Source organism: Streptomyces sp. P5F9, from assembly GCF_057961495.1.
On sequence record NZ_JBXVPZ010000017.1, the window covers coordinates 1 to 20,505 of the forward strand.

The 20,505-nt window shown below is 62.2% G+C and carries 22 protein-coding genes and 2 pseudogenes; 16 read left to right on the forward strand and 8 right to left on the reverse strand.

Annotated features, from left to right (window positions below):
• Positions 1-116 precede the first annotated feature (116 nt).
• A pseudogene (locus AC31A1_RS05365) lies at positions 117-203 on the reverse strand (DNA-binding response regulator); the annotation flags it as partial.
• 80 nt (positions 204-283) lie between these two features.
• On the opposite strand from AC31A1_RS05365, the gene AC31A1_RS05370 reads away from it, so the two are divergent.
• The gene (locus tag AC31A1_RS05370) at positions 284-565 is read left to right on the forward strand and encodes a type II toxin-antitoxin system Phd/YefM family antitoxin (RefSeq protein ID WP_489652091.1); all 282 of its coding nucleotides are present in this window, start codon (positions 284-286) and stop codon (positions 563-565) included.
• Positions 562-834 (forward strand): type II toxin-antitoxin system RelE family toxin, encoded by a 273-nt coding sequence (locus AC31A1_RS05375; RefSeq protein ID WP_489652092.1) that lies wholly within the window; start codon positions 562-564, stop codon positions 832-834. Before AC31A1_RS05370 ends, AC31A1_RS05375 begins: the two co-directional genes overlap by 4 nt.
• 7 nt (positions 835-841) lie before the next feature.
• Here the strand turns inward: AC31A1_RS05375 and AC31A1_RS05380 are convergent, their stop codons facing one another.
• Positions 842-1,414: a cob(I)yrinic acid a,c-diamide adenosyltransferase gene (locus AC31A1_RS05380; protein WP_489652093.1), complete on the reverse strand. Its 573-nt coding sequence runs from the start codon at positions 1,412-1,414 to the stop codon at positions 842-844.
• Positions 1,415-1,619: 205 nt separating this feature from the next.
• Between AC31A1_RS05380 and AC31A1_RS05385 the strand changes: the two genes are divergently transcribed.
• From AC31A1_RS05385 to AC31A1_RS05395, 3 genes are all read left to right on the forward strand, one after another.
• Positions 1,620-2,468: a 3-hydroxyacyl-CoA dehydrogenase family protein gene (locus tag AC31A1_RS05385; RefSeq protein WP_489652094.1), complete on the forward strand. Its 849-nt coding sequence runs from the start codon at positions 1,620-1,622 to the stop codon at positions 2,466-2,468.
• A gap of 154 nt (positions 2,469-2,622) precedes the next feature.
• Entirely contained in the window at positions 2,623-2,946 is a 324-nt protein-coding gene (locus AC31A1_RS05390) for an STAS domain-containing protein (RefSeq protein WP_328679008.1), read from the forward strand.
• A 271-nt stretch (positions 2,947-3,217) separates the two neighbouring features.
• A complete protein-coding gene (locus AC31A1_RS05395) occupies positions 3,218-5,764 on the forward strand; it encodes an ATP-binding protein (RefSeq protein WP_489652095.1) in 2,547 nt (848 codons plus the stop codon).
• A gap of 108 nt (positions 5,765-5,872) precedes the next feature.
• Here the strand turns inward: AC31A1_RS05395 and AC31A1_RS05400 are convergent.
• Positions 5,873-6,079 (reverse strand): annotated as a pseudogene (locus tag AC31A1_RS05400) (endonuclease NucS domain-containing protein); the annotation flags it as partial.
• 49 nt (positions 6,080-6,128) lie between these two features.
• Here AC31A1_RS05400 and AC31A1_RS05405 point away from each other — a divergent pair.
• The 10 genes from AC31A1_RS05405 (at position 6,129) to AC31A1_RS05450 (ending at position 16,357) form a co-directional block, all read left to right on the forward strand.
• Positions 6,129-7,661, forward strand: coding sequence for a recombinase family protein (locus AC31A1_RS05405; RefSeq protein WP_489652096.1), 1,533 nt, complete (start codon positions 6,129-6,131; stop codon positions 7,659-7,661).
• Positions 7,662-7,982: 321 nt separating this feature from the next.
• A complete protein-coding gene (locus tag AC31A1_RS05410) occupies positions 7,983-8,312 on the forward strand; it encodes a hypothetical protein (RefSeq protein WP_489652097.1) in 330 nt (109 codons plus the stop codon).
• A 177-nt stretch (positions 8,313-8,489) separates the two neighbouring features.
• A complete protein-coding gene (locus AC31A1_RS05415) occupies positions 8,490-8,981 on the forward strand; it encodes a DUF3846 domain-containing protein (protein WP_489652098.1) in 492 nt (163 codons plus the stop codon).
• A gap of 394 nt (positions 8,982-9,375) precedes the next feature.
• Positions 9,376-10,239 (forward strand): hypothetical protein, encoded by an 864-nt coding sequence (locus AC31A1_RS05420; protein WP_489652099.1) that lies wholly within the window; start codon positions 9,376-9,378, stop codon positions 10,237-10,239.
• Between the two features lie 78 nt (positions 10,240-10,317).
• On the forward strand, positions 10,318-10,614 hold the full coding sequence (locus tag AC31A1_RS05425) for a hypothetical protein (protein ID WP_489652100.1): 297 nt from the start codon (positions 10,318-10,320) through the stop codon (positions 10,612-10,614).
• A 152-nt stretch (positions 10,615-10,766) separates the two neighbouring features.
• Positions 10,767-11,114 carry a hypothetical protein gene (locus AC31A1_RS05430; RefSeq protein WP_489652101.1) on the forward strand — a complete coding sequence of 116 codons (348 nt, stop codon included), beginning with the start codon at positions 10,767-10,769 and terminating at the stop codon, positions 11,112-11,114.
• A gap of 432 nt (positions 11,115-11,546) precedes the next feature.
• Positions 11,547-13,676 carry a type IV secretory system conjugative DNA transfer family protein gene (locus AC31A1_RS05435; protein WP_489652102.1) on the forward strand — a complete coding sequence of 710 codons (2,130 nt, stop codon included), beginning with the start codon at positions 11,547-11,549 and terminating at the stop codon, positions 13,674-13,676.
• Positions 13,677-13,809: 133 nt separating this feature from the next.
• A complete protein-coding gene (locus AC31A1_RS05440; RefSeq protein WP_489652138.1) occupies positions 13,810-14,646 on the forward strand; it encodes a replication-relaxation family protein in 837 nt (278 codons plus the stop codon).
• Positions 14,647-14,732: 86 nt separating this feature from the next.
• On the forward strand, positions 14,733-14,954 hold the full coding sequence (locus AC31A1_RS05445) for a helix-turn-helix domain-containing protein (protein ID WP_489652103.1): 222 nt from the start codon (positions 14,733-14,735) through the stop codon (positions 14,952-14,954).
• Complete coding sequence (locus tag AC31A1_RS05450) at positions 14,954-16,357, forward strand: tyrosine-type recombinase/integrase (protein ID WP_489652104.1); 1,404 nt, start codon at positions 14,954-14,956, stop codon at positions 16,355-16,357. The genes AC31A1_RS05445 and AC31A1_RS05450 overlap by 1 nt, the downstream gene beginning before the upstream one ends.
• 233 nt (positions 16,358-16,590) lie before the next feature.
• Here the strand turns inward: AC31A1_RS05450 and AC31A1_RS05455 are convergent, their stop codons facing one another.
• On the reverse strand, positions 16,591-17,820 hold the full coding sequence (locus AC31A1_RS05455) for an L-histidine N(alpha)-methyltransferase (protein WP_489652105.1): 1,230 nt from the start codon (positions 17,818-17,820) through the stop codon (positions 16,591-16,593).
• Positions 17,821-18,201: 381 nt separating this feature from the next.
• Between AC31A1_RS05455 and AC31A1_RS05460 the strand changes: the two genes are divergently transcribed.
• Positions 18,202-18,411: a hypothetical protein gene (locus tag AC31A1_RS05460; protein WP_489652106.1), complete on the forward strand. Its 210-nt coding sequence runs from the start codon at positions 18,202-18,204 to the stop codon at positions 18,409-18,411.
• 104 nt (positions 18,412-18,515) lie between these two features.
• Here the strand turns inward: AC31A1_RS05460 and AC31A1_RS05465 are convergent, their stop codons facing one another.
• The 4 genes from AC31A1_RS05465 to AC31A1_RS05480 all read right to left on the reverse strand — a co-directional run bounded on the left by AC31A1_RS05465 (position 18,516) and on the right by AC31A1_RS05480 (position 20,238).
• Entirely contained in the window at positions 18,516-18,728 is a 213-nt protein-coding gene (locus AC31A1_RS05465; RefSeq protein ID WP_489652107.1) for a hypothetical protein, read from the reverse strand.
• Positions 18,725-19,009 (reverse strand): DUF2958 domain-containing protein, encoded by a 285-nt coding sequence (locus AC31A1_RS05470; RefSeq protein WP_489652108.1) that lies wholly within the window; start codon positions 19,007-19,009, stop codon positions 18,725-18,727. The genes AC31A1_RS05465 and AC31A1_RS05470 overlap by 4 nt, the downstream gene beginning before the upstream one ends.
• On the reverse strand, positions 19,006-19,296 hold the full coding sequence (locus AC31A1_RS05475; protein WP_489652109.1) for a hypothetical protein: 291 nt from the start codon (positions 19,294-19,296) through the stop codon (positions 19,006-19,008). Before AC31A1_RS05475 ends, AC31A1_RS05470 begins: the two co-directional genes overlap by 4 nt.
• A 300-nt stretch (positions 19,297-19,596) precedes the next feature.
• The gene (locus AC31A1_RS05480; RefSeq protein ID WP_489652110.1) at positions 19,597-20,238 is read right to left on the reverse strand and encodes a replication-relaxation family protein; all 642 of its coding nucleotides are present in this window, start codon (positions 20,236-20,238) and stop codon (positions 19,597-19,599) included.
• Between the last annotated feature and the right edge of the window lie 267 nt (positions 20,239-20,505).

Consider the following 20,505-nt stretch of genomic DNA (forward strand, 5'->3'; position numbering starts at 1 on the left):
GTGTCGGGGTGTCGGGGGTGTCGGGGCGCGACTGAGCCTTCGCACCCACAGTGCCGCGAGAATAGAAAGGTCTGGACCACGGGTCAATAGGTCTGGACCACTTCCGTGCTCGTGTGCTAAACCCCCAACTCCTGCGCCGACACGGCCGCTTGGACCCGGCTGCGCGGCTCCGACTTGGTCGGCAACCGGCTGACGTGCGTCTCTTCGTTGTCGCTTCCCTCGTAAAGGTGCAGCCGGGGTCGCTGACGCCCTCTGTGTACACGCAGGCGAGTACACTGGCCGTATGGACGATTCCGCATCCGTATCCGTCCGCGAAGCGCGGGCCAACCTGGCGCGACTCCTTGACCACGCGGCAGAGGGGGAGGCGACCGTCATCACGCGCGGTGGCGCCGCGGTGGCGGCGATCGTGCCCATAGAGGAGTACAACGCGCTGGAGGAGGCGGCGGACGAGCTGCTCGCGCGGAAGGCTCTGCAGACTCTCGCCGAGGAGGGTGACGCACCGCGCGCCACCCTCGCGGACGTGCTCGCGGACATCTTCGGCACGTCGGGCCCGGGCGTGGCGTGAAGTACGCCTTCGAGTTCGCCGCCGCCGCTCGCCGCCAGCTCAAGGCCATCGACCACCAGACGACGGCTCTGCGCATCCTCCATGCGCTGAGCCGCCTCGGCGACGACCCGTACCGCGAGGACGCGGACGTGAAGAAGCTGTCGGGCCACGACGACCTGTACCGACTACGCGTCGGTGTCTACCGGATCGCTTACACGATCGACGACGGCAAGCTCGTCATCCTCGTCGTCGAGGCCGGGCATCGCCGGGAGATCTACCGGCGCCTCTGACTGTCGGTCAGCGCTCCCCGCCCGGCACCCACAACACGTCCCCCACCTCCTTGTTGGCCGTACGCGCCAGGATGAACAGCAGGTCGGACAAGCGGTTGAGGTAGGTCGCCGTCAAGGGGTTCATCACCTCGCCGTGCACCTCCAGCGCCGCCCACGTCGAGCGCTCAGCGCGTCGTACGACCGTGCACGCCTGGTGGAGGAGCGCCGCGCCCGGGGTGCCGCCCGGGAGGATGAAGGAGCGGAGCTTGTCCAGCTGCTCGTTGAAGTGGTCGCAGTCCGACTCCAGCTTGTCGATGTAGAACTGTTCGACACGGAGGGGTGGGAACTCCGGGGTCTCCACGACCGGCGTGCACAGGTCCGCGCCCACGTCGAAGAGGTCGTTCTGGACGCGGGTGAGGACCTTGACGATGTCCTCGGAGAGGGCGCCGAGGGCGATGGCCGTGCCGATCGCCGCGTTCGCCTCGTTGGTGTCGGCGTACGCCGAGATCCGGACGTCGGTCTTGGCGACCCGGCTCATGTCGCCGAGGGCGGTGGTGCCCTGGTCGCCGGTCCTGGTGTAGATGCGCGTCAGATTGACCATGCGGCCAGCGTAGTTAGGGTCCGGGGGTCCGGCGAACGGGGTCAACTAGGCCGTACGGGCGGTCGAATGACCCGTGGTGGTGTGATGTCCGTCAGATGAGACGTGACGCGCGTTACTAACCGGTCACACAGCGCCGCACCTTCGCTAGTGTCCGCCGAGAGGCATACGGATACACGCTGTAAGCGTTTCAAAGGGGAGTCGCACAGTGGCACGGAAGCTTGCCGTCATCGGCGCCGGACTCATGGGTTCCGGTATCGCCCAGGTCTCCGCGCAGGCGGGCTGGGACGTCGTCCTGCGCGATGTCACCGACGAAGCGCTGAAGCGTGGCACCGACGGCATCAAGGCCTCGTACGACAAGTTCGTGAGCAAGGGCAGGCTGGAGGCGCACGACGCCGACGCGGCCCTCGGACGCATCACCGCGACCACCGATCTCGACGCCGTCGGCGACGCGGACATCGTCGTCGAAGCCGTCTTCGAGAAGCTCGAAGTCAAGCACGAGATCTTCCGCGCGCTGGACAAGATCGTGCGCGAGGACGCCGTCCTCGCCTCCAACACCTCCGCCATCCCGATCACGAAGATCGCGGCCGTGACGGAGCGTCCGGAGCGCGTCGTAGGAACGCACTTCTTCTCACCGGTCCCGATGATGGGGCTGTGCGAGCTGGTGCGCGGATACAAGACGAGCGACGAAACCCTCGCCACGGCAAGGGAGTTCGCCGAATCCGTCGGCAAGACCTGCATCGTCGTCAACCGTGACGTGGCCGGGTTCGTGACGACCCGTCTCATCTCGGCGCTCGTGGTCGAGGCGGCGAAGCTGTACGAGTCGGGCGTCGCCACCGCCGAGGACATCGACCTCGCCTGCAAGCTGGGCTTCGGTCACGCGATGGGCCCGCTGGCCACCGCGGACCTCACCGGCGTCGACATCCTGCTGCACGCGACGAGCAACATCTACACCGAGTCACAGGACGAGAAGTTCGCCCCGCCGGAGCTGATGCGCCGAATGGTGGACGCCGGTGACATCGGACGCAAGAGCGGGCAGGGCTTCTACAAGCACTGAAACCGCACACGCCCCTGCCCCATCACACGCAGGGGTGAATTCGGTATCGGTTCGCTCACAGACGGCAACTTCCCGGCACTTCACGCAGTCAGAGGTTGCATCACCGACTTCGCCGATACCACCGAGAACGCCACCGCACTCACGGGGAGCGCATATGTACATCAGGGGCGACCACGTCGAGCTGGTCGTCGGGGGCCGCCTCGACGTCCGCAGCGCGGCGGACGCCCGTACGGTCCTGCACTCGGCCGTCGACGACGGAGTCGGCGATCTGGTGCTGGACCTGTCCGAGCTCGACTCCTGGGACGCCACCGGCCTCGGCGTCATCATGGGAGCCCACCGACGGGCCGGCCGCTGCGGCCGCCGCCTGGTGCTGCGCCGCGTACCGCCGCAGATGCAGCGCCTGCTCGTGGCCACCCGGCTGCACCGCATCCTGGCCATCGAGGACGGTGTCGGGGCGGAGTCACTTCCGCGAATGTGACACATGCCCCATGAAGTGTCACATTCGCGAAAGACACCGGTCAGGCACCCGCGAAACACCGCGCACAATCCTCATGAGACTGTGACGTCTCGGACGGCGCGGTACCCCGGGCTGTCGTAGATACTGTGCGAAGGTTTAGGGTTCGGTCGCCCGCTGCCTTACAACCCTTCGAGCGGGCCCGGACCAGAAGCGACAGCGCGGTGTGCACAAGGCCGGGAGGGGCCTTGGGTCCTGTCGACCCGCACACGACGCTTTTGGGGGGCTTGGACCTATGGACCCGATCGACCGGGGACCCGAGGAGTACGGCCATGACGACGACACGTCGTCGCGTCAGCGCCCGCCGCGGGAACCCCTCACACCCGACTTCGGCCAGCACACACCCGCACTCGCCCGTACCGTGCAGCTGGTCACCGGTGACTTCCTGCTCACCGTCAACCCCGTCGACGGCAGCGAGATCGAGGTCTGCCCGCCGGGACAGCGGCCCGGCCGGCCCGCGAAGTTCGGCGCCGCCGAGCGCGCCGAGGCGGCCCGCGCCGCCAGACCACCAGTCCCGCCCGGCCTGAACCGCCCCGAACTGCCGCTCCTTGAGCGCCAGGAGGAGCGCGAGCGTCTCGTACGGCTGCTCGCCCGCGGCCGTTCCGTACGCCTCACCGGCCCCTCGGGCTCGGGCCGCACCAGCCTGCTCGACCTGGTCGCCGAGGACTGCCTGGACCTCGCCCCCGACGGCGTGATCCGCCTCACCGGCTTCCATCGCACCGCCGACGACCTTCTCCACGACCTCTTCTACGCCGTCTACGACGCACCCCTGCACCGGCCCGGCCGGGAGGAACTCCTCGCGCTGACGCGGGAGATCGGGGCGGTCGTCGTCCTGGACGACATCGAGTTCGGCGGCGCCGCCCTCGACGAACTCCTCGACGCGACGCCCGAGTGCGCCTTCCTGATCGCCGCGACCCCGGAGGTCCCGGCGCCGTCCGCGGACTCCGCGATCGAGGAGGTCTTCCTCGGCGGCCTCGGCCGGCCCGGCGCCGTGGAGGTCCTGGAACATGCCGTGGGCCGCGTCCTCACCGAGGAGGAGGCGAACTGGGCGGGCGACCTCTATTTCGAGTCCGAGGGTTTGCCCCTGCGCTTCGTCCAGGCCGGCGCCCTGCTCCGCCAGCGCGACCAACTGCGCGTCGGCACCAGCGCCGTCGAGGAGTTCGGCGTCTTCCAGGACGCGCCCCCGGTCGACGCGCCCTTCGATGCCCCGCCCCTCGACCTGGACGAGGGCGACGCCGCGCCCCTGCCGTCCCTCGGCGAGGCCGCCGCGCCCGCGCCGCTGCTCGCCTCCCGGCTCAGCACCTCGGCCCGGGCCACCCTGCGCTTCGCCGTCGCGCTCGGCGGCGAGGTGCCGCACCAGGCGCATCTGCCCGCACTCGTCGGCGACACCCACGCGGACGCCGCCCTCGGCGAACTCGCGGGCTGCGGACTGGTCTCCCCGGTCGGCTCCCGCTACCGGCTCGCCACCGGCGTCCAGACCCAGCTGGAGGCCGCCGGATACGGCGACGACGTCGCGTCCGGTGCCCTCATCGCCGCCCTGCACTACTCCTGGTGGGCCGGGCACCCCTCGGTCACGCCCGCGCGCGTGTGCGCCGAGGCGGACGCCCTGCTCGCCGCGCTCGCCGCCCTGGTACCGGCGACGACACCGCCCGGCGACGGCGAGGAGAGCAGCACTGTCCACCTCGCCCGCACGGCAGCGCCCGCGTTCGCCGCCGGACTGCACTGGAGCGCCTGGGAGCGGGTGCTGCGCTCCGGCTTCGAGGCCGCGCAGCTCGCCGCCGATGTGAGTGAACAGGCCTATTTCCAGCACGAGTTGGGCGTCCTCGCGCTCTGCGAGGGCGACCTCGACCGGGCCCGTGCCGAACTGGAGTCGTCCATCGGCCTGCGCGGCGAGGCCGCCGACAAGCGCGGCGCCGTCGCGGGCCGCCGCGCCCTCGCCCTGGTCGCCGACCGCTCCGGCATCGCGCTCGGCCTCGGCGCCACGGCCGGCGAGGAAGTGCCGGACGCGCGATACGAGGAGTCGGCGTCACCGCCCAGCGGCATACCGGCGCCTTTCCCGCCGCTCCAGCCGCCCGGCGACACGTACACCCTCGTCGCGCACCAGTCCTCGCCCCCGAAGCCCCACAACCAGGCCCGGGGCGGCCTGCGCGGCTACGCCCGGCGCAACCTCGTCGCGGCCGGCGCGGGCGTCCTGCTCGCCGCCGTCCTCGGCACGGTCGTCACCCTCGGCGCCACGTCCAACAACGCCGACAACCCGTCCGACAAGGTCGGCGTCAACCCGTCCGCCAGCCAGGGCACCGACGACGACAGTCTCGGCGCCGACAAGGCGAAGAACGGCGACAAGAACGACACCGGTACGGCCACCAGCCGGCCCACCGACCCGGGCCCGGACGGGACGTACGGGACGTCGGACGACCCGACGCCGACGGATGGTGGCGGGACGCCTTCGGACAAGCCGAGCGGGACGGGCAGTTCGGGGGGCGGGCACACGAGCCCGTCGCCGACCAAGCCCACTTCGCCGACCAGCAAGCCGCCGTCCTCACCGTCCACTCCGTCGGGTGGCTCCTCGTCGTCCGGGACACCCAGCGGCGGTTCCTCCTCGTCCGCGACCCCGAGCGGCGGGTCGTCCTCGTCCGCCACTCCCACCGGCGGCACCACGAACCCGACTACCCAGACCTCGGCAAGCGGCGCAGCCTCAAGTGCCCCCGTCGAGACGGCCAGTTCGGCCGCGCCCGAGAGCGCCGGCGCGGACACGTCGAGTAGTGCGGGTGCCGTGATCTGACCCCCGTACGACAGTCCCGTAGGGCATGAAAGGGCCGGTTCCGATGATCGGAACCGGCCCTTTTCGTCGCGGTGAAGCCAGTGTCTGTCGAAGTCTGTCGAAGTCCGGTCAGAACAGGCGCAGCTTGTCGTCCTCGATGCCGCGCAGGGCGTTGTAGTCGAGGACCGTGCAGCCGATGCCGCGGTCGGTGGCGAGGACGCGGGCCTGGGGCTTGATCTCCTGGGCGGCGAAGATGCCGCGGACCGGGGCGAGGTGGGGATCGCGGTTCAACAGCTCCAGATAGCGCGTGAGTTGCTCCACGCCGTCCGTATTTCCAAAGGTACCGCCGAATGGTACAATACGGACATAAAGGAACATTCGGCGTATGAGTACCACCCAAGCCCCACCGGTCTCAATCAACATTGCACTCCAGCGCGTTGCCGACTACGCGCGGCTTTCTGAAGATGACGCCAAAGACCCCGATCTGAGGGGCGAAAACGTCGGCATCCAACTGGACGAGTGCGCAGTCTTTAGGACGACTCGACCTGACTGGACGTTCGTCGGCAGCTTCAAAGACAACGACATCTCAGCGTCGGCCTACGGCAACGAAGTCCGTGACGACTTCGAGCGGCTGATGAACCTCGTCCGTACCAACGGCGTCGACGTCATCCTGTGCGTGGAGGTAACCCGCCTCTTCCGTAAGCCGCTTGAGGCCGAGGTCCTGATCGACCTGGTGTGGTCGAAGAAGACCACCTTCCACACGGTCGTCACGACGCGCGGTGGTTACTACGACCTCCGCACCAGCGCCGGACGTAAGGCCGTCCGCGACGCGGTGAACGCTGCTGCTGGCGAGAGCGACAACATCTCAGACCGCGTGCGCATGAAGAAGGCTGCGCTTGCTCGTCGCGGGATGCCCAACGGTGGACGCCGACCCTACGGGTTCGAGCCGAACCACATCGACCACCGTGCATCCGAGATTGAGGTCATGCACGAGATGGCCAAGCGCATCATCAAGGGTGAGTCGGAACTGTCCATCATGGCCGACCTTGACGCGCGAGGCATCAAGACGGCCGAGGGTGGTCGGTGGACCAAAGCCACCATGGTCAACATGCTGCGCCGCGTGCGGTATGCGCCGTTCGACGAGTCAGGCAAGGGCATCCGCGAGCACAACGGCGTTCACTACAAGGCCGTCTGGAACGCCGTCTTTGATGCCGTCACCTGGGAGAAGCTGCAAGCAGCCCTGAACGGTGACGCTCAACTGCGCGAGCAGCGAGGCAACCCGCGTAAGTACCTTCTTCGTGGGTTCGTGTTCTGCGGAGCCTGCGGTTCCCTGCTCGGCGGCTCGATGAAGCGTGATCGACCAAGCCAACCAAACAAGCCACGGTACAAGTGCAAGCCCTACGACGCGTACGGCAAGCGCACGGGGTGCAGTGGGGTGTCACGGCTGGCCGAGCCGATGGAGGACTTCATCAGTGAAGCTGTCCTGTTCCGGTTGGACAGTCCCGAGTTCGCCGCCATCTTCGCCGAGAGCGACGAGGACTCCGTCAAGTTGAAGGCTGCGCTCGACGTCCAGCAGCTCAAGAAGCAGAAGCTCGACGAGCTGATCGACAGTTACTACGGCGAGAACCCGGACGACTTGAGTCGTGAGCAGTTCATGCGCGCCAAGGCATCCGGAGAGGCCACGCTCAAGAACGCAGAACGCGAGGTCGAGAAGTACAGCACCAAGCGCGCCGTGGTCGGCATCCCGATCGGCCAGACCATCCGTGAAGCGTGGGAGCGCAACACTGACATCGGCTGGCGTCGCAAGATCGTCGGCCTGCTGGTAGACAAGATCATCGTTCACCCTGGTGGTGGGAAGCCTCGTTACAAGAAGTGGCGCTTTGACGTCGAGCAGATCGAGATTCAATGGAAGGTGTAGCCGCGTAGGAGCACCCCTAGCAAAGAGCCTCCGCCCGTTCGGGCGGAGGCTCTTTGCTGTCTGCTACTTGAGCAACCGTGCAAGTTCGCGCAAGACGTTCTTGTTCTTCAGGCGTAGAGGAACACCACTCTTCTTGGTGGACTTCTTCATGTACGCCGCTAAGTCGAAACCTTCTTTCATCTGCATTTAATTATATATCAACCACTCCCAAACTCCACCAACCAAACTCGCCAAGTGCTCCACCAGATCATTTTGGCTAAATAGAAGTACGGCCGAGGAACAAGCCTCGACCGAGAACCGAAACAACCGAGTGGAGCAGAAATGGCAATTGTGAGCCAGAAGGTCAGTGACCTCAGCGGCAAGCAGGGCACCGACAAGCAATTCGCCGGTGTCGTCGTCCGGCAGCACCCGGACATCGACCAGCCGAAGGCATTGGACGTCCTCGTCACCGAACTGGGCGCGTTCAAGGACATCAGTGGTGACCTCGTGATCCTCGAAATCTCGACGCCCGACGGCAAGAAGCGCGACGCGTACGTGCCTCTGGAGGAGTTCAACAAGGCCGCAACCGACATGGCCCAGATTCTGGAGGACGCACGCGGCACCCGTGGGCGCGTTCCCGGAACCAAGGTCGGTAACGGCAACGGGAGTTAATCCCCCTCAGTCTCCGTATCTGCCAACGCTCCCGGTAGTACGGAAATCCCCCGTCCTGGTGGCCCGCATGGGTCATCGGGGCGGGGCTTATCAACTCGACCACGTGAGGTTCAAATCCGGGGTGAAACGACCGTCACCCCGGACCAGAGTCCCACGGTCGAGAGGCGAAGTGGTTCCGTGATAACTGGCATCTTGCTTCCCTGCGCCGAAGAGCAGCCCATCCAGCGGGTTGAGTTCGACGCGGAGAACGACAAGCTCATTCAGGAGATGGTCGGCGGCACGTTCGAGGCGTTCAACCTCGACGAACCGCCGGCTTCGATCCTGGCGAACGACGAGGCGATGCTTTGGTCGTTGCCGTTCAACCACCGCGCAACCGTCCTGTTGTGGCAGCACGCCAAGGGGCTCCGCGGCCAGGCGTACATCAGTGGGGATGCAATCCTCACGGGTGCGCCAGATACGCGCGGGTTCACCAAGTCGGTTCCCTCGCAGCTGATAGAGCTGCTGTTGGAAACCAAGAGCTACGCCGTTGAGTTCCTACACCACCCTGACGGCCCGTGGTCGCGAAAGGGTATGCCGTTCGACAACTGGTTTGACGCATACAACTACGCGATCATCCATGAGGAGACGTTTGCGACAGTGAGGAACGCGCGGGTTATCTGCGTGCAGTAGTCACCGTAGCCCGTGGGAAACCCCCTCTATCTAGAGGGGGTTTCTTCATGCGCTCGCGTTGTAAATTCTGCCCTCTGCAAAGAACCCGAAGTGTGTCATTAATAGATCAAGTGACGGCCTCCGCGCCGCATCTAAGCTCCGCCTCCCGTCGACTCTCCCCGATGGTTGATGGCGGAACCCCCGCCCCTGGCAAAACCATGTCAGGGCGGGGGACTTTCTTTTTCAAACCGATAATGCTTGTAATTACATTAACAATGCTTCATAATCCGGCGCGGTGAGAGCGGATACGAAAGCCATTTGTATTCCGTAATGTCACGCTGTCCGGCCCGATGTCGGGCGGCTTGTTGATATGAATCTCGCACATTTACACCCTGCACTACTGGGAGAGAACCAGATGCGCAATACGCGCTTCGCTCGCAAGGTCGCCATGGCGACGGCTTCTGCGGTCATGACCGCAGCCGCCCTCATGACGGCACCGACCATGGCATCCGCCGACACCGGTGACACTGTCACCACGTCGGAGGTTGCCGCCGCACTGAACACCACCGGCGACCTGGTCGCCGAACCGGTCAAGTCCCTCGTGGACACCGACTCGGCCGCTGTCGTCACCGAGAACGGCACGACCACCGATGTCCCCAAGGACCCGGAAAACGGCGTGTCGCTCGGTTCGGTCAACATCGGTCTTCCGAAGGCCGACGAGGCTGGGAATGCCAAGCGGCTGCTTGACGGCACTGTCGTGTACCCCGGTACCGATGGCTCCGCCCAGGCGGTCATCCCGACCGCGACCGGCATCCAGATGCTGACAACCATCGCCAACGCCGACGCCCCGACGCGCTACGACTACAAGGTCAGCGTGCCGGACGGCGGCAAGGTGGTCATCACCGAGGACGGTGGCGCTGCGGTACTCAGCAGCGACAACGTTCCGGCGCTGGTCGTCCCGACCCCTTGGGCCAAGGACGCCAACGGTAAGGCTGTTCCGACTCGGTTCGAGACGGACGGCGCCACGCTCACTCAGGTGGTCGACCATGCTTCCGGGAACTACGCGTACCCGGTCGTGGCCGACCCGAATTTCTGGGCGTACGTCGGCTGCATTTTCGGCACCGGAGTCCCGATCGGACTCGCAATCGGTCTGGCTTCTGTCGCACCGGCTGTAGGACCGCTCGTCGCCACGATGGCGCGGCTGGGAGCTGCGCCCGCAACGGCGACACGGTACGCCGTGATGATCGTCAATGTCTGCGGGGCCGCCTTCCGTAGGTAAAAGGGTGAAAAGGGTGGTGGTGCGCCGCACGGCGTACCACCACCCGCACTCACAACACCAATAACTAAAAGGAACAAAATGTCTCAAGAAATCATTCTCGACGCGCTCATAGTCGTCAACCTTATCGTGATGGTCATCACTCTTCGATACAAACTTAAAAGCGAGAACGTCCGCAACTTGATTGCTGGTATTTATGGCGTATCCGCAATCCTATATCTAGGGCTTGCGATCCTTGATGCGCTTAGCGGGAATATTTTCGGCACGGTGGTCATCACCTTGGCTTGCTTGTTCTTTTCTGCGGAGACTTACGCGGCAACCAAGTGGAAACTGGGTGAGTTATTCCCAGAGCCTAAAGAATGGTTCAGGTCTAAATAGTTCATGCTAGGCGATATTAGCGTCAGCGACATCATTTTCTTCTGCGCTGCCATTGCAGCAATGCTCCTCTCGGTTTTCCTCGCCCCAGTCATCGGCTGGTACTACCGCAAGCATCCTAGAAAGAAACCCGAGAAGGACAAGCGGAAGTAGGCATGGACCCTTGGGTGCAACCCATAGGTGAAGTTCTCTTTGTCGCTTTCCTATTTCTTTCGATCGCAATCGCGGCACTCTCCAGTTCGGCTGTGAACTGGTGGTATGGACGCAAGCGGCCAAAAAAGCCCGCAGACCTTCAGGCGAAAAAAGAGAGGGCGCGCAAGTGGCGCGCGGCGCTGGTAGGAGTCGGCATCGTCGTCAAGTACACGTTTCTTGTCGTCTTTGAGATCCGCGCGTTCCTCCACGATGACCTTCCCTTGGGAATCTTTGGCGCTATTGCCATAGCCGTCGCCTTGGCGATCGACCTGGTAGATGGGTATCTATGGAGGCGGAACCGCAAGCGATGAAGCTTGCCACCCTCTCCTGGTAAGTCTCGAATACCGCCATCTCGGCGGTATTTTTGTTCGCCATCAACCAACTTCAAGCTAAGACTCAGTCACTTGCATAAGTATAGTAACTGGCCTTCATCAAGAAAACAGCCAACCCCAAACCATCACGTTCAACTCGCGTCAGGCAAACTGAATGACCACCGGGCATAGTAATAGATAAGAGCAACCCCGACCGCACACGGTCGCAAAGCTCCATGACCAGCCGAAGCAACATAACCCCAGCACTCCCCGAGCGTTGGCCTTGCTTCGTGCGCTTCAGATTAGGAACGAGACAGGAGGACTAATGCCAAGACAGATTCACTGAAACCCACCAGCCGCACAGGCGCACCGGATCACACCGGCCTCGCCTGGTTCGAGATTCATTTCCCCCATGATCTGACCGCCCCCGAAGTGGTCAGAGCACTGCAACCCCTGGCCTACCGGCCGTTGGTCGGCTGGTTCAAGCGCACGCCGGCCGCCGTCCTTGAGACACGTGCTTCATCCGGCGGTGATGTCCGCTGGTTGGTCGGTCTCGACCAACAGATAGCCGCCGAGCTGCCCGGCCAGTTGCAAGCACAGCTCCCCGGGCTCGTGCTGGTTCCTCTGGATCAGCCGAACCGCCCGCCCGTCATGGTCGCGGCGAACGTCAGGCTGTCGAGTCTCGCCGACCCCGTACGTACCGACATGACGGCCAGCGTCACCGCTGGACTCCTCGAAATTATGAACGCCCTCGCACGGGGGCAATCCGTCGCCCTTCAGTGGATCGTCGGGCCAGCACAGAACCGGAAGCAGAGGGCGGAGCAGTTCAGCATCGCCCGTGCGCTCGGCCTGGTCGCCGTTGTCCACGAGACGGCTGACGCTCGGAAACTCTGGAAGGCCAAGGCGGCCGAGCCGCTGCTACTCATCCGGGGCCGAATCGGTGCCCGTGCCCGCAACGTGGAACAGGCCCGTCTTCTCGTCGGCGCGCTTGGCGAAGCGATCCAGCTTGCCAGCGGGCCACACGGAAGCTTTCACGTTTTGCGACCCACGACGCGCGGCGTCGACCAGCTCGACCATGCGACGGACGGCAACCGTTGGTCGGGCGTCCTCAACGTGGCGGAACTGGCCTCGGTGGTCGGCTGGCCGGTAGAAGCGACGGGATCACGGCACGCGAGGCACGGCCGCCAGTACCCGGCACCTTCCGCGTTGCTCATGCCGGGAGAAGTACGCCATCAACCGGGCGAACGCATCCTCGGCGCCGGCCTACACCCAAGTCAGCGGGACCAACTGGTGACGCTGCCGACGGAAAGTGCCCTTCACCATGTGCACGTCGTCGGCCCGACGGGAAGCGGGAAATCAACGCTGCTGGCCGCGCTGCTTCACGCCGACGTGGCGGCCGGGCGAAGTGTCTTCGTCCTTGAACCCCGGGGCGACCTGGTAGAAGCGATCCTGGCCGGCGTCCCCGCGGAGCGTCGTAAGGACGTGGTGGTCATCGAGCCGGGACAGGCCGGGATGGTCGTCGGTTTCAACCCGCTGGCCGGTCGTCCCGAGGACGCGGAGCAGCGTGCCGACCATCTGTTGCACCTGTTCCGTGAGCTGTACGGATCGAGCCTGGGGCCTCGAAGTGCCGACGTCCTCATGCACACGCTCGTCGCGCTGAGTCGAAGCAACCAAAGCACGCTCGCCGACCTTCCTGTCCTGCTGACCAACGCGACCTTCCGCCGCCGCGTGCTCGCCGAGGTCAACGACGCTCTTGTCCTTGCTCCCTTCTTCTCCTGGTACGACGGCCTGTCAGAGGCCGAACGCCAACAAGTGATCAGCCCGGTTCTCAACAAGACCCGGGCTTTTTTAAGCCGCACAGCCATCCGTAGGTTGCTGGGTCAAGCGTCCCCGCGGTTCGGGTTGGACGAGCTGTTTCAACGTCCGCGCATCGTGCTGGTGAACCTGAACGCTGGCGTCATCGGAAGCGAGACGTCCCAGATGATCGGGGCGCTGCTGGTGACGCAGCTCTGGCAAGCGATGCAGCGACGAGCGGTGGTTCCGTCGAACCAGCGACACCCTGTCATGGTCGTGATCGACGAGGTACAGCAGTACCTCCGGCTGCCGGTTGATCTCGGCGACATGTTCGCCCAGGCGCGCGGCCTTGGTGTCGGCCTGACGGTGGCGCATCAGCACATGGGCCAGCTCCCGCCGAAGATGCGGGCCGGGATCATCGCCAACGCGCGTAACCGTGTGGTGTTCCGTCCCAGCAGCGAGGACGCATCCACGCTCGCCAGCGTTCTCGGCGGCGGCCTGGTGGCGAATGATGTGTCACTCCTCGGGGCTCACGAGGCGTACGCCGAAGTCCTGGTCAATCGGCAGCCAAGCGAACCGTTTCTTATCCGTACGCGTCAGCCGGACGCACGGGCCCTCAGTGATCCGCTCGACCTACGACGCCAAAGCGCGGCGCGGTTCGGGGTCGACGGCTTGGCCCTCGATGAGGAACTACGCCAGCGCTGGAACGGCAACGACACCCAACCGACCGAACCCGTCGGAGAGACGCCACGGGAGCTAAGCGAATGACGCGTCGTATGACGCATCGTGCGTCGTGTCGACCGTCGTTTCGGCTGACGCGTCGTGTTGGTCGTTGGTGGCGCTTTCTCCCCGTTACAAGGCGAAAGTGCCTAGCGAATATCTCTCCATATGGAGTGTCCTCATGGTGAGACCTCGCCTAATTCCAATCGCGCGGGCGGAGGGGGTACGCCAGGAACTGACTCGCCACGAACTCGGCATCCTGACGGTTCTCCAGCGCGTCCGCTTGGCCAGCCTGCGCCAGCTCCAACGACTCGTTGCCGTGGAGGGATCTCCTCTCGCCCGCGCCCGCAAGGCACAGCGCCTCATGACCAAGCTGACGACACTTGGGGTAGTAACGCGGTTCTCTCGGAGGATTGGCGGCGTACGCGCTGGTTCTTCTGGCTATATCTATGGACTGAGCGAACTTGGCTATGCCGTTCTTGCTGCGGGCAACCCTGAAGCTGACGCCAAACGTCGCCAAGTGTGGGAGTCGAAACCATATTTCCAAGACCACATGCTCGCCGTCGCTGAACTGTACGTCCAACTGGTCGAAGGGCACCGGCTTGGCCGTGGCGAGTTACTGGCCTACGACGCTGAACCAGCGAACTGGCGCCACTTCACGGGGTCTGGCGGCGAGCTGGTACAGGTCAAGCCGGATGCGTACGTCCGGCTTGGCACTGCGGCTCTTGAGTACAGCAGCTTCGTAGAAGTCGACCTCTCTACCGAGACGCTGCCGACCATCTTGAAGAAGTCACAGCGGTACGTCGACTACTGGCGCTCTGGTATGGAGCAACAACGGCGCGGGGTCTTCCCGAGGGTTGTGTGGTTAGTGAAGGACGAGCACCGCGCGGAGCGCATCTCTTCCGTGCTCGGAAAGCTCGCCGTGGAAGCGCAGATGCTCTTTAGGGTCGGGCTGCTTGGAGATGGTCCGCGCCTTCTCGGCGGCGGACAGACAGAACAGACGGGAGTCGCCGCATGATGTCAAAACCACAGTGCAGAAGTCCGCCGGGAGGTTCACAAACGGAACCAGAAGCGTATAACTAATCGAGAAGGAGACACACATTTATGAATGAGGTGATTTTAAACGCAACCCATGGAGCCGAGGACGGCACCCAACTTCTGACAGTGACTGAAGCTCGCACGCGCCTGCGTATTAGCAAGTGGAAGCTGTACGACCTGATGAACAGGCGTCTGCTCAGTTACGTCCACATTGGAAGGCGTAGGTTCATACCTATAGATGCCCTCCGGCAGTACGTGCAGCAGCTTTGGCGGCAGGAGTTCGCCTGATGGCTCGCCGTAGAGCAAGCGGCGAGGGCACTGTCTACCAACGCAAGGACGGGCGTTGGGAGGCGTCCGTCCTCGTAATGATGACGAGCGGGCAAAGAAAACCGATTAGCCGCTACGGAAAGACGCGCAAAGAAGCCCTCGACAAGCTGCAAGCGCTCATAGCCCAAAGTTCCCGGGGCATCCCCTTAGCAGACATAAACTGGAAACTCAGTGAATACCTAGATTACTGGCTTAGAGAGGTTGTGAAGCCGAACCTAAGACTTTCGACATACGAGCGCTACGAGAGCGGCATACGCCTCTACTTGAAGCCTGGTCTTGGAGCGAACAGGCTTGCGCAGTTGACCGTGCCCACCCTCCAGACGTTTTTCAACGAACGGCTTGCGGAGGGCATGTCGGTCCGAAGCGTTCAAATCCTGCGGGAGATTTTACGTTCGGCACTCACCAGAGCGCAGGAAGAAGAACTGGTCAGTCGCAACGTTGCTAAGCTCGTCAAGCTCAAGAAGTGGGAACGCGACGACATTCAACCGTGGACCGTAGAAGAAGCAAAACGTTTCCTTGAGGCCGCCCAAACAGACCCGCTCTATCCGATGTTCGTACTTCTCCTGTTCTACGGACTGCGCCGAGGCGAAGTGCTCGGTCTCCGTCCAGAGGACATTGACTTTGAGAACTCAGTCATACGAGTACGGCAACAGGTCGGCCGTATAGCCGGTGCTTTGCGAATAGGGCCGGTCAAGACAAGAGCAGGACGGCGTGACCTCCCGATGCTTGGGCTGGTTCGCAGCCTCCTCGAAGGACGCACGTTCACCGGTAATCTCGTCTTCACCACTAAGAACGGCACCGCCATTGAACCGCGCAACTTCGTGCGTTCATTCCAGAACATCTGTGAGAAGCACGGGATACGACGCATCACAGTTCATCAGGTGCGACACACAACCGCGACACTCCTTAAAGACCTCGGCGTACCCGCACGAGATGCCCAACTGATTCTTGGTCACTCCGACATTGCCATAACGCAACAGATTTACCAGCACGACAGCATGGATGGACGTCGCGAGGCGCTTAGTCGCGTAGAGGCCGCACTTAGTACGCCCGTACAAAAAACCACCCAGACCTTTCAGCCTGGGTGGTTCATGGAAGGGGCTGACGGTTACGGTAGCCGTCAACTTAGCCGTCAAGTGTCGCTTTTCGTCGACGAGCTAACATCAATCATCTCTGGTACACCCGGCAAGATTCGAACTTGCGACACCTGGTTCCGAAGCTCCATCCGTTCAGGAGTAGCCGACCGTGTGACAGAGGTAAACGTGGTCTTGCAAGACCGCCGACGACGTTGGTTAGTCGGGGTTGTAGCCGTCAACGCAGCCGTCAATGACACTGAGGGCCACGAGGCGGATCTTGCAGCGTAATTCGAGGCGACCAGCCGCGCGCCGGCCGAGCGTCCTTGAACCGGTCAACCTGCCATGCACCCGAGTCACGCATGAGTCCGGCCTGTCATCGGCCGCTGCGGCCTCGTCGTAGAATCGCCCTACCCAACCCCATGCCGGCACCAGCTCCTGATCCCGCCAACCAAAGCGCCCCGCGGCCGATGCGAGGCGCGGGGCGTTCAAGCGTGCCAGAAGCGGCGGAAGGTGCCGGGCGGTTAGACGCGGTCGGCGTCGACACGATCCCCTACGCCCGATATAGATAGGAAGCACTGGCGATCCCTCGTGTGGATCGACTGCAACATAGAAAAACCTGCCCTCTCGAATGTCCCATGGATTTCGAGCACGGTCTTGTGCCAAACGCGGAGAAGCATGATGGTGTCGCCCTTCTTTAGGGTGACGCTGCGCTTCACTCCTCTGACGTCAAACTCGATCTCAACGGCGTCCGTAAGACGTACGCGTATATAGCGCATCTTCGCTGCCGGATCGAAGCCCGCCTCTACGTCGTACAGCGAATCGTCAATATTCAACAGTTCAAGAATGTACTTGTGGCTGTCTGAGAGTTCGCCAGCTTCCGGAGTAGCGCCAAAATCGAAATACTTGCGTGCCGCCTCCGTGTCCGGTTTGACTGAATACATGAGCAGATCATTTTGCCCCATGCTCGCACGTATGGGCGTAAGGGCTTCCTCGAAAGAGTGGAAGTTATGAGTAGTGCCACCGAGCAACAAGACGAGGTTGATGGTCTCCTCTGTCTCCATCTCGTCAACGATCAGATCATTGAATCGCTCGTAGCTGATGTCTCGGACATATCCCTCGAAGCTCACGGCGTCGCCGTACCACTCTTTGATGTTCCGTTCAGCAAGGGTCAACATGGACGGGCTGATGTCAACGGCAATGTAGCGATGGAGAAGCTTCCGCTCGACCAAGTGGCCGAGCAGGTCTTTAACCGGGAAGGCATTACCCGCGCCAAGGTCGATGATATTGACCCGCTTGTTCCCTTCGAGCAACCAGTCAAGCGTCTCCATGTTCTTCTGGATCAGCTCGACAGTCCCTTTCAGGATGTTCGAGGACTCCTCTTTGGCTAGACGCTTCAACCAGTTATCCCAGTTCGTCGCCCCATCTTGCAGATAGTTGTACTGCCGAGGGATTTCGCCATGCACCTTTAGGTTCGTGATGATGTCGAGCACTTGTTCGCTGCTATAGATGTCGTAGAACTCGGAAGTCGGCCGGATGACACTGATTTGGTCAGACTGATAACGCCGCGCCTTTGCGACGAGCCGATCAAGGATTACGGCGTTCTCTGGCGTATCGAGAATGTGTGAATGCTTGCTGCTAACGTTGAGCTTCAAGCCATTCTTGCCAGCCTTGGCCGATTCAATCCAGTTGTGAACGGTCTTAAGCGAAACACGGTACCTTTCGGTGACTTCGGTATGTTTGAAATAGTGCATAGGTATTAAATTGTTCTCGGCGTGACATTTTCTATTGAACTTTACATGCCAAACATGTAAAGTTTTAAGTAGCATAGCGCTTTTGCTAACCCACAGACAGGAGGGTATTGATCCCAATACCCATAGGGCGATTATACGCCTTCAAACAGATAAAGTGGAGTATTCAAGCTAAGCGCCGTTACCTACACATAATATACAGCAATTACGGCCTCTTTGAAACATTCCACCCTTAACGTCAAAGAAAGTTGGAAGATGGTACAAATAAAACCAATGCTCGTAGGCCGAAGAGAAACTGACGCATCCCGATACCTACTCTCAGACGCCCCGAAAGAATGCCGCTATATTGATGAGTTCGAGATAAAGTCAAGGGGGCTAGAACGCATGTCTCTTGGCGACTTCACGGCAGACGATCCGCCATCAGGCTTCTCGCTCAAGGCCACCCCGGACGACAACCCCGACGCGGTTGTCGCGCGGCTAACTCGCCTCAGCGAGAAGTACGACAAGTACGAGTTGGTTCTGCACGTCGCCAACTACGGGGACAGGACGGTAAGCGTGGAGGTCTTCAAGGCCGTTGCACCTGCGGGACGTTAGGTCGCCTCGACCAGCTGCACGCTGGCCGCAACCCCTTGATGCCCGCCACCAACCCGAACGCCCGCGATACAGCAGCGCGGGCGTAAGTGTGTCGGTGTCCAGGGTCACGGCATGACGACGTAGGACAGCATCGCACCAAGGACGAGTCCGGCCGCGATGGTGAAGTCCTGCATCACCCGGATGCGTACCTGCTTACTCTGGCGTCGTCGTGGCCGGGCGGCCTTCACCGTCCGCCGGTCGTCCAGCTCGGCCACGATGACCCCACCACCCCAGGTGTCAACGATGTGGTTGCCCAGGACCTTGTAGCGGGCTGTCACTCCAACTCCTTGAGCGGCGTTGGCTTGAAGAACTTGTCTCGCTCGATCCGCAGCCCATACGGCCCGCGTACCTGCTCCAACTCGTCCAGGCCGAAGCAGCCGTACTCTATAAAGTTGCCGTCCACCAATCCCCAGAACGTACGGGTAACGGGGTCGTACTCGGCGGCATACCATGTCCAGTTGCTCCACGGCGCAATGAATTTAACGACGGCTACCGGTTCGGCCCTCTCTACGGTGAAGCCTGGCAGCTTCCGTTTCAGCTCTTTGGTCAGGAGTTTCACATCACCCCCTTCGCGTGCTTTGGCACGAGCTGTTCAAGCGACCCGATCGTGCGATGAAACAGCCACGAGTTATCAATCTCTTCGTCGTCACGTCGGTACAGGATGACCGACACATCGGCGTCAGCGGCCGTCGGTGACGGTGAATTGTAATCTACGGCCTCGATGTCATACCGGCCAAGTTTGCCGAGCAGTCGCACGACGTGGCGGTTATCTTCGCGTGGGGACGTACCTATCTGACACTTGCCGCCCAAAGCCTCAATCTTGTTCGCTATGTTCTGAATCCTCATTCCTTAGTTATCCTGCGCCACAGAAAACCGACCCTAGAAGCGGTCAGGCTTCCGGCGCTATTTACGTTTGCTTGATTCTAGGTTTGTTGCGTCGTTTCTGGTATCGGGTAAAAAATAACCTCCTTGCCGGATGCGACAGGAGGTGTTATAAATAACAGCAGTTTCGGCTACTTTGATTAGTCGAAACTGTAGGAGTCCTGTCGCAATCAGGGCTCTTACTTTATGTCTTTATTATAACGAATCCACCCCTGTTATTCAATGCTTTTCACCCCTGTTAGCGCCGTACTAAACACAACGCTTTCACAGGTTCAAAAGCTGGGGGATAAGCTCGCCCGTCACGTACACCCGCACCATCTCCTGACGCTCCTCGGGAAGCCTGCGGATAGTCCGCTCAATCTCGCTCTTACGCGCCTGCTGCCGCACCACGAACACCACGTAAGGAAACCAGTCCTCGGCGCTCGTCTCGACTGCCCGCCAATATGCCGCGAGCTTTTCCGTGATCCGCGCCGGTCGTTCCGTCCCCAGGTCGATTTCCAGAAAGTACCGGCTTTCGCGTGACTGCTGCGGAAAGTCCACCGACACTGACAGATCCGCCCGCACTGCCGGAGGAACGGAAAGTTCCACCGCGTAATCCTTGAGAACCAGAACCCCGATCCTTTCCGCTCGCCGTAGTTCAAGGTAGGTGTCAGCGACCATCAAGGCGTGGTTATTCACCGTGGGCGACTGGCGGCCTTCGACGTCCAGGAGGGCGCGGCCATACCGGCCGAGCTGGAATACGAACGCCCCCGCGCCGCCTTTGATCCCGCTGGTTCTGCGGCCAACCCGGGAAAGGTAGCCGTTTCGTGTCAGCCGTCCAAGAACCTTGTCCGGCACCGAGTGTGAGCGGTCGACAAAAAGAAGTTCCGAAATATGGGTCGAGGCAAGCTGCGTGAACGTGTCCACCAACCGAATTACCTCGTAGTCGCGCCCAAGTAGTTCCACAGGTTCCATTCCTGGGGTAGTCACGTCATGACGGCGGCATTCTGGCTGGTCACTGCCGCTACAGGGGTGGGGGTACACCTACGGTTCGCCCACCCCTGGCCTACGGGGTTCGCCTACGTCGTGAGGATTTACATCCTTTCGCAGTCCATCCGCATGAGAAGGACTCGCTCAACCAACCGCCCGATCTCGTATTTCATCGCCATGACTTCGCGGGCGTAGTCCCCGAAC

What these genes read in the sequence shown, in the direction of transcription:
- AC31A1_RS05405 (WP_489652096.1), top strand. Translation starts at nt 6,129, where the DNA reads ATGAGTACCACCCAAGCCCCACCGGTCTCAATCAACATTGCACTCCAG.
- AC31A1_RS05395 (WP_489652095.1), top strand. Translation starts at nt 3,218, where the DNA reads ATGGACCCGATCGACCGGGGACCCGAGGAGTACGGCCATGACGACGAC.
- AC31A1_RS05450 (WP_489652104.1), top strand. Translation starts at nt 14,954, where the DNA reads ATGGCTCGCCGTAGAGCAAGCGGCGAGGGCACTGTCTACCAACGCAAG.
- AC31A1_RS05420 (WP_489652099.1), top strand. Translation starts at nt 9,376, where the DNA reads ATGCGCAATACGCGCTTCGCTCGCAAGGTCGCCATGGCGACGGCTTCT.
- AC31A1_RS05410 (WP_489652097.1), top strand. Translation starts at nt 7,983, where the DNA reads ATGGCAATTGTGAGCCAGAAGGTCAGTGACCTCAGCGGCAAGCAGGGC.
- AC31A1_RS05390 (WP_328679008.1), top strand. Translation starts at nt 2,623, where the DNA reads ATGTACATCAGGGGCGACCACGTCGAGCTGGTCGTCGGGGGCCGCCTC.
- AC31A1_RS05425 (WP_489652100.1), top strand. Translation starts at nt 10,318, where the DNA reads ATGTCTCAAGAAATCATTCTCGACGCGCTCATAGTCGTCAACCTTATC.
- AC31A1_RS05430 (WP_489652101.1), top strand. Translation starts at nt 10,767, where the DNA reads ATGGACCCTTGGGTGCAACCCATAGGTGAAGTTCTCTTTGTCGCTTTC.
- AC31A1_RS05370 (WP_489652091.1), top strand. Translation starts at nt 284, where the DNA reads ATGGACGATTCCGCATCCGTATCCGTCCGCGAAGCGCGGGCCAACCTG.
- AC31A1_RS05475 (WP_489652109.1), bottom strand. Translation starts at nt 19,296, where the DNA reads ATGAGGATTCAGAACATAGCGAACAAGATTGAGGCTTTGGGCGGCAAG.
- AC31A1_RS05380 (WP_489652093.1), bottom strand. Translation starts at nt 1,414, where the DNA reads ATGGTCAATCTGACGCGCATCTACACCAGGACCGGCGACCAGGGCACC.
- AC31A1_RS05455 (WP_489652105.1), bottom strand. Translation starts at nt 17,820, where the DNA reads ATGCACTATTTCAAACATACCGAAGTCACCGAAAGGTACCGTGTTTCG.
- AC31A1_RS05445 (WP_489652103.1), top strand. Translation starts at nt 14,733, where the DNA reads ATGAATGAGGTGATTTTAAACGCAACCCATGGAGCCGAGGACGGCACC.
- AC31A1_RS05440 (WP_489652138.1), top strand. Translation starts at nt 13,810, where the DNA reads ATGGTGAGACCTCGCCTAATTCCAATCGCGCGGGCGGAGGGGGTACGC.
- AC31A1_RS05460 (WP_489652106.1), top strand. Translation starts at nt 18,202, where the DNA reads ATGTCTCTTGGCGACTTCACGGCAGACGATCCGCCATCAGGCTTCTCG.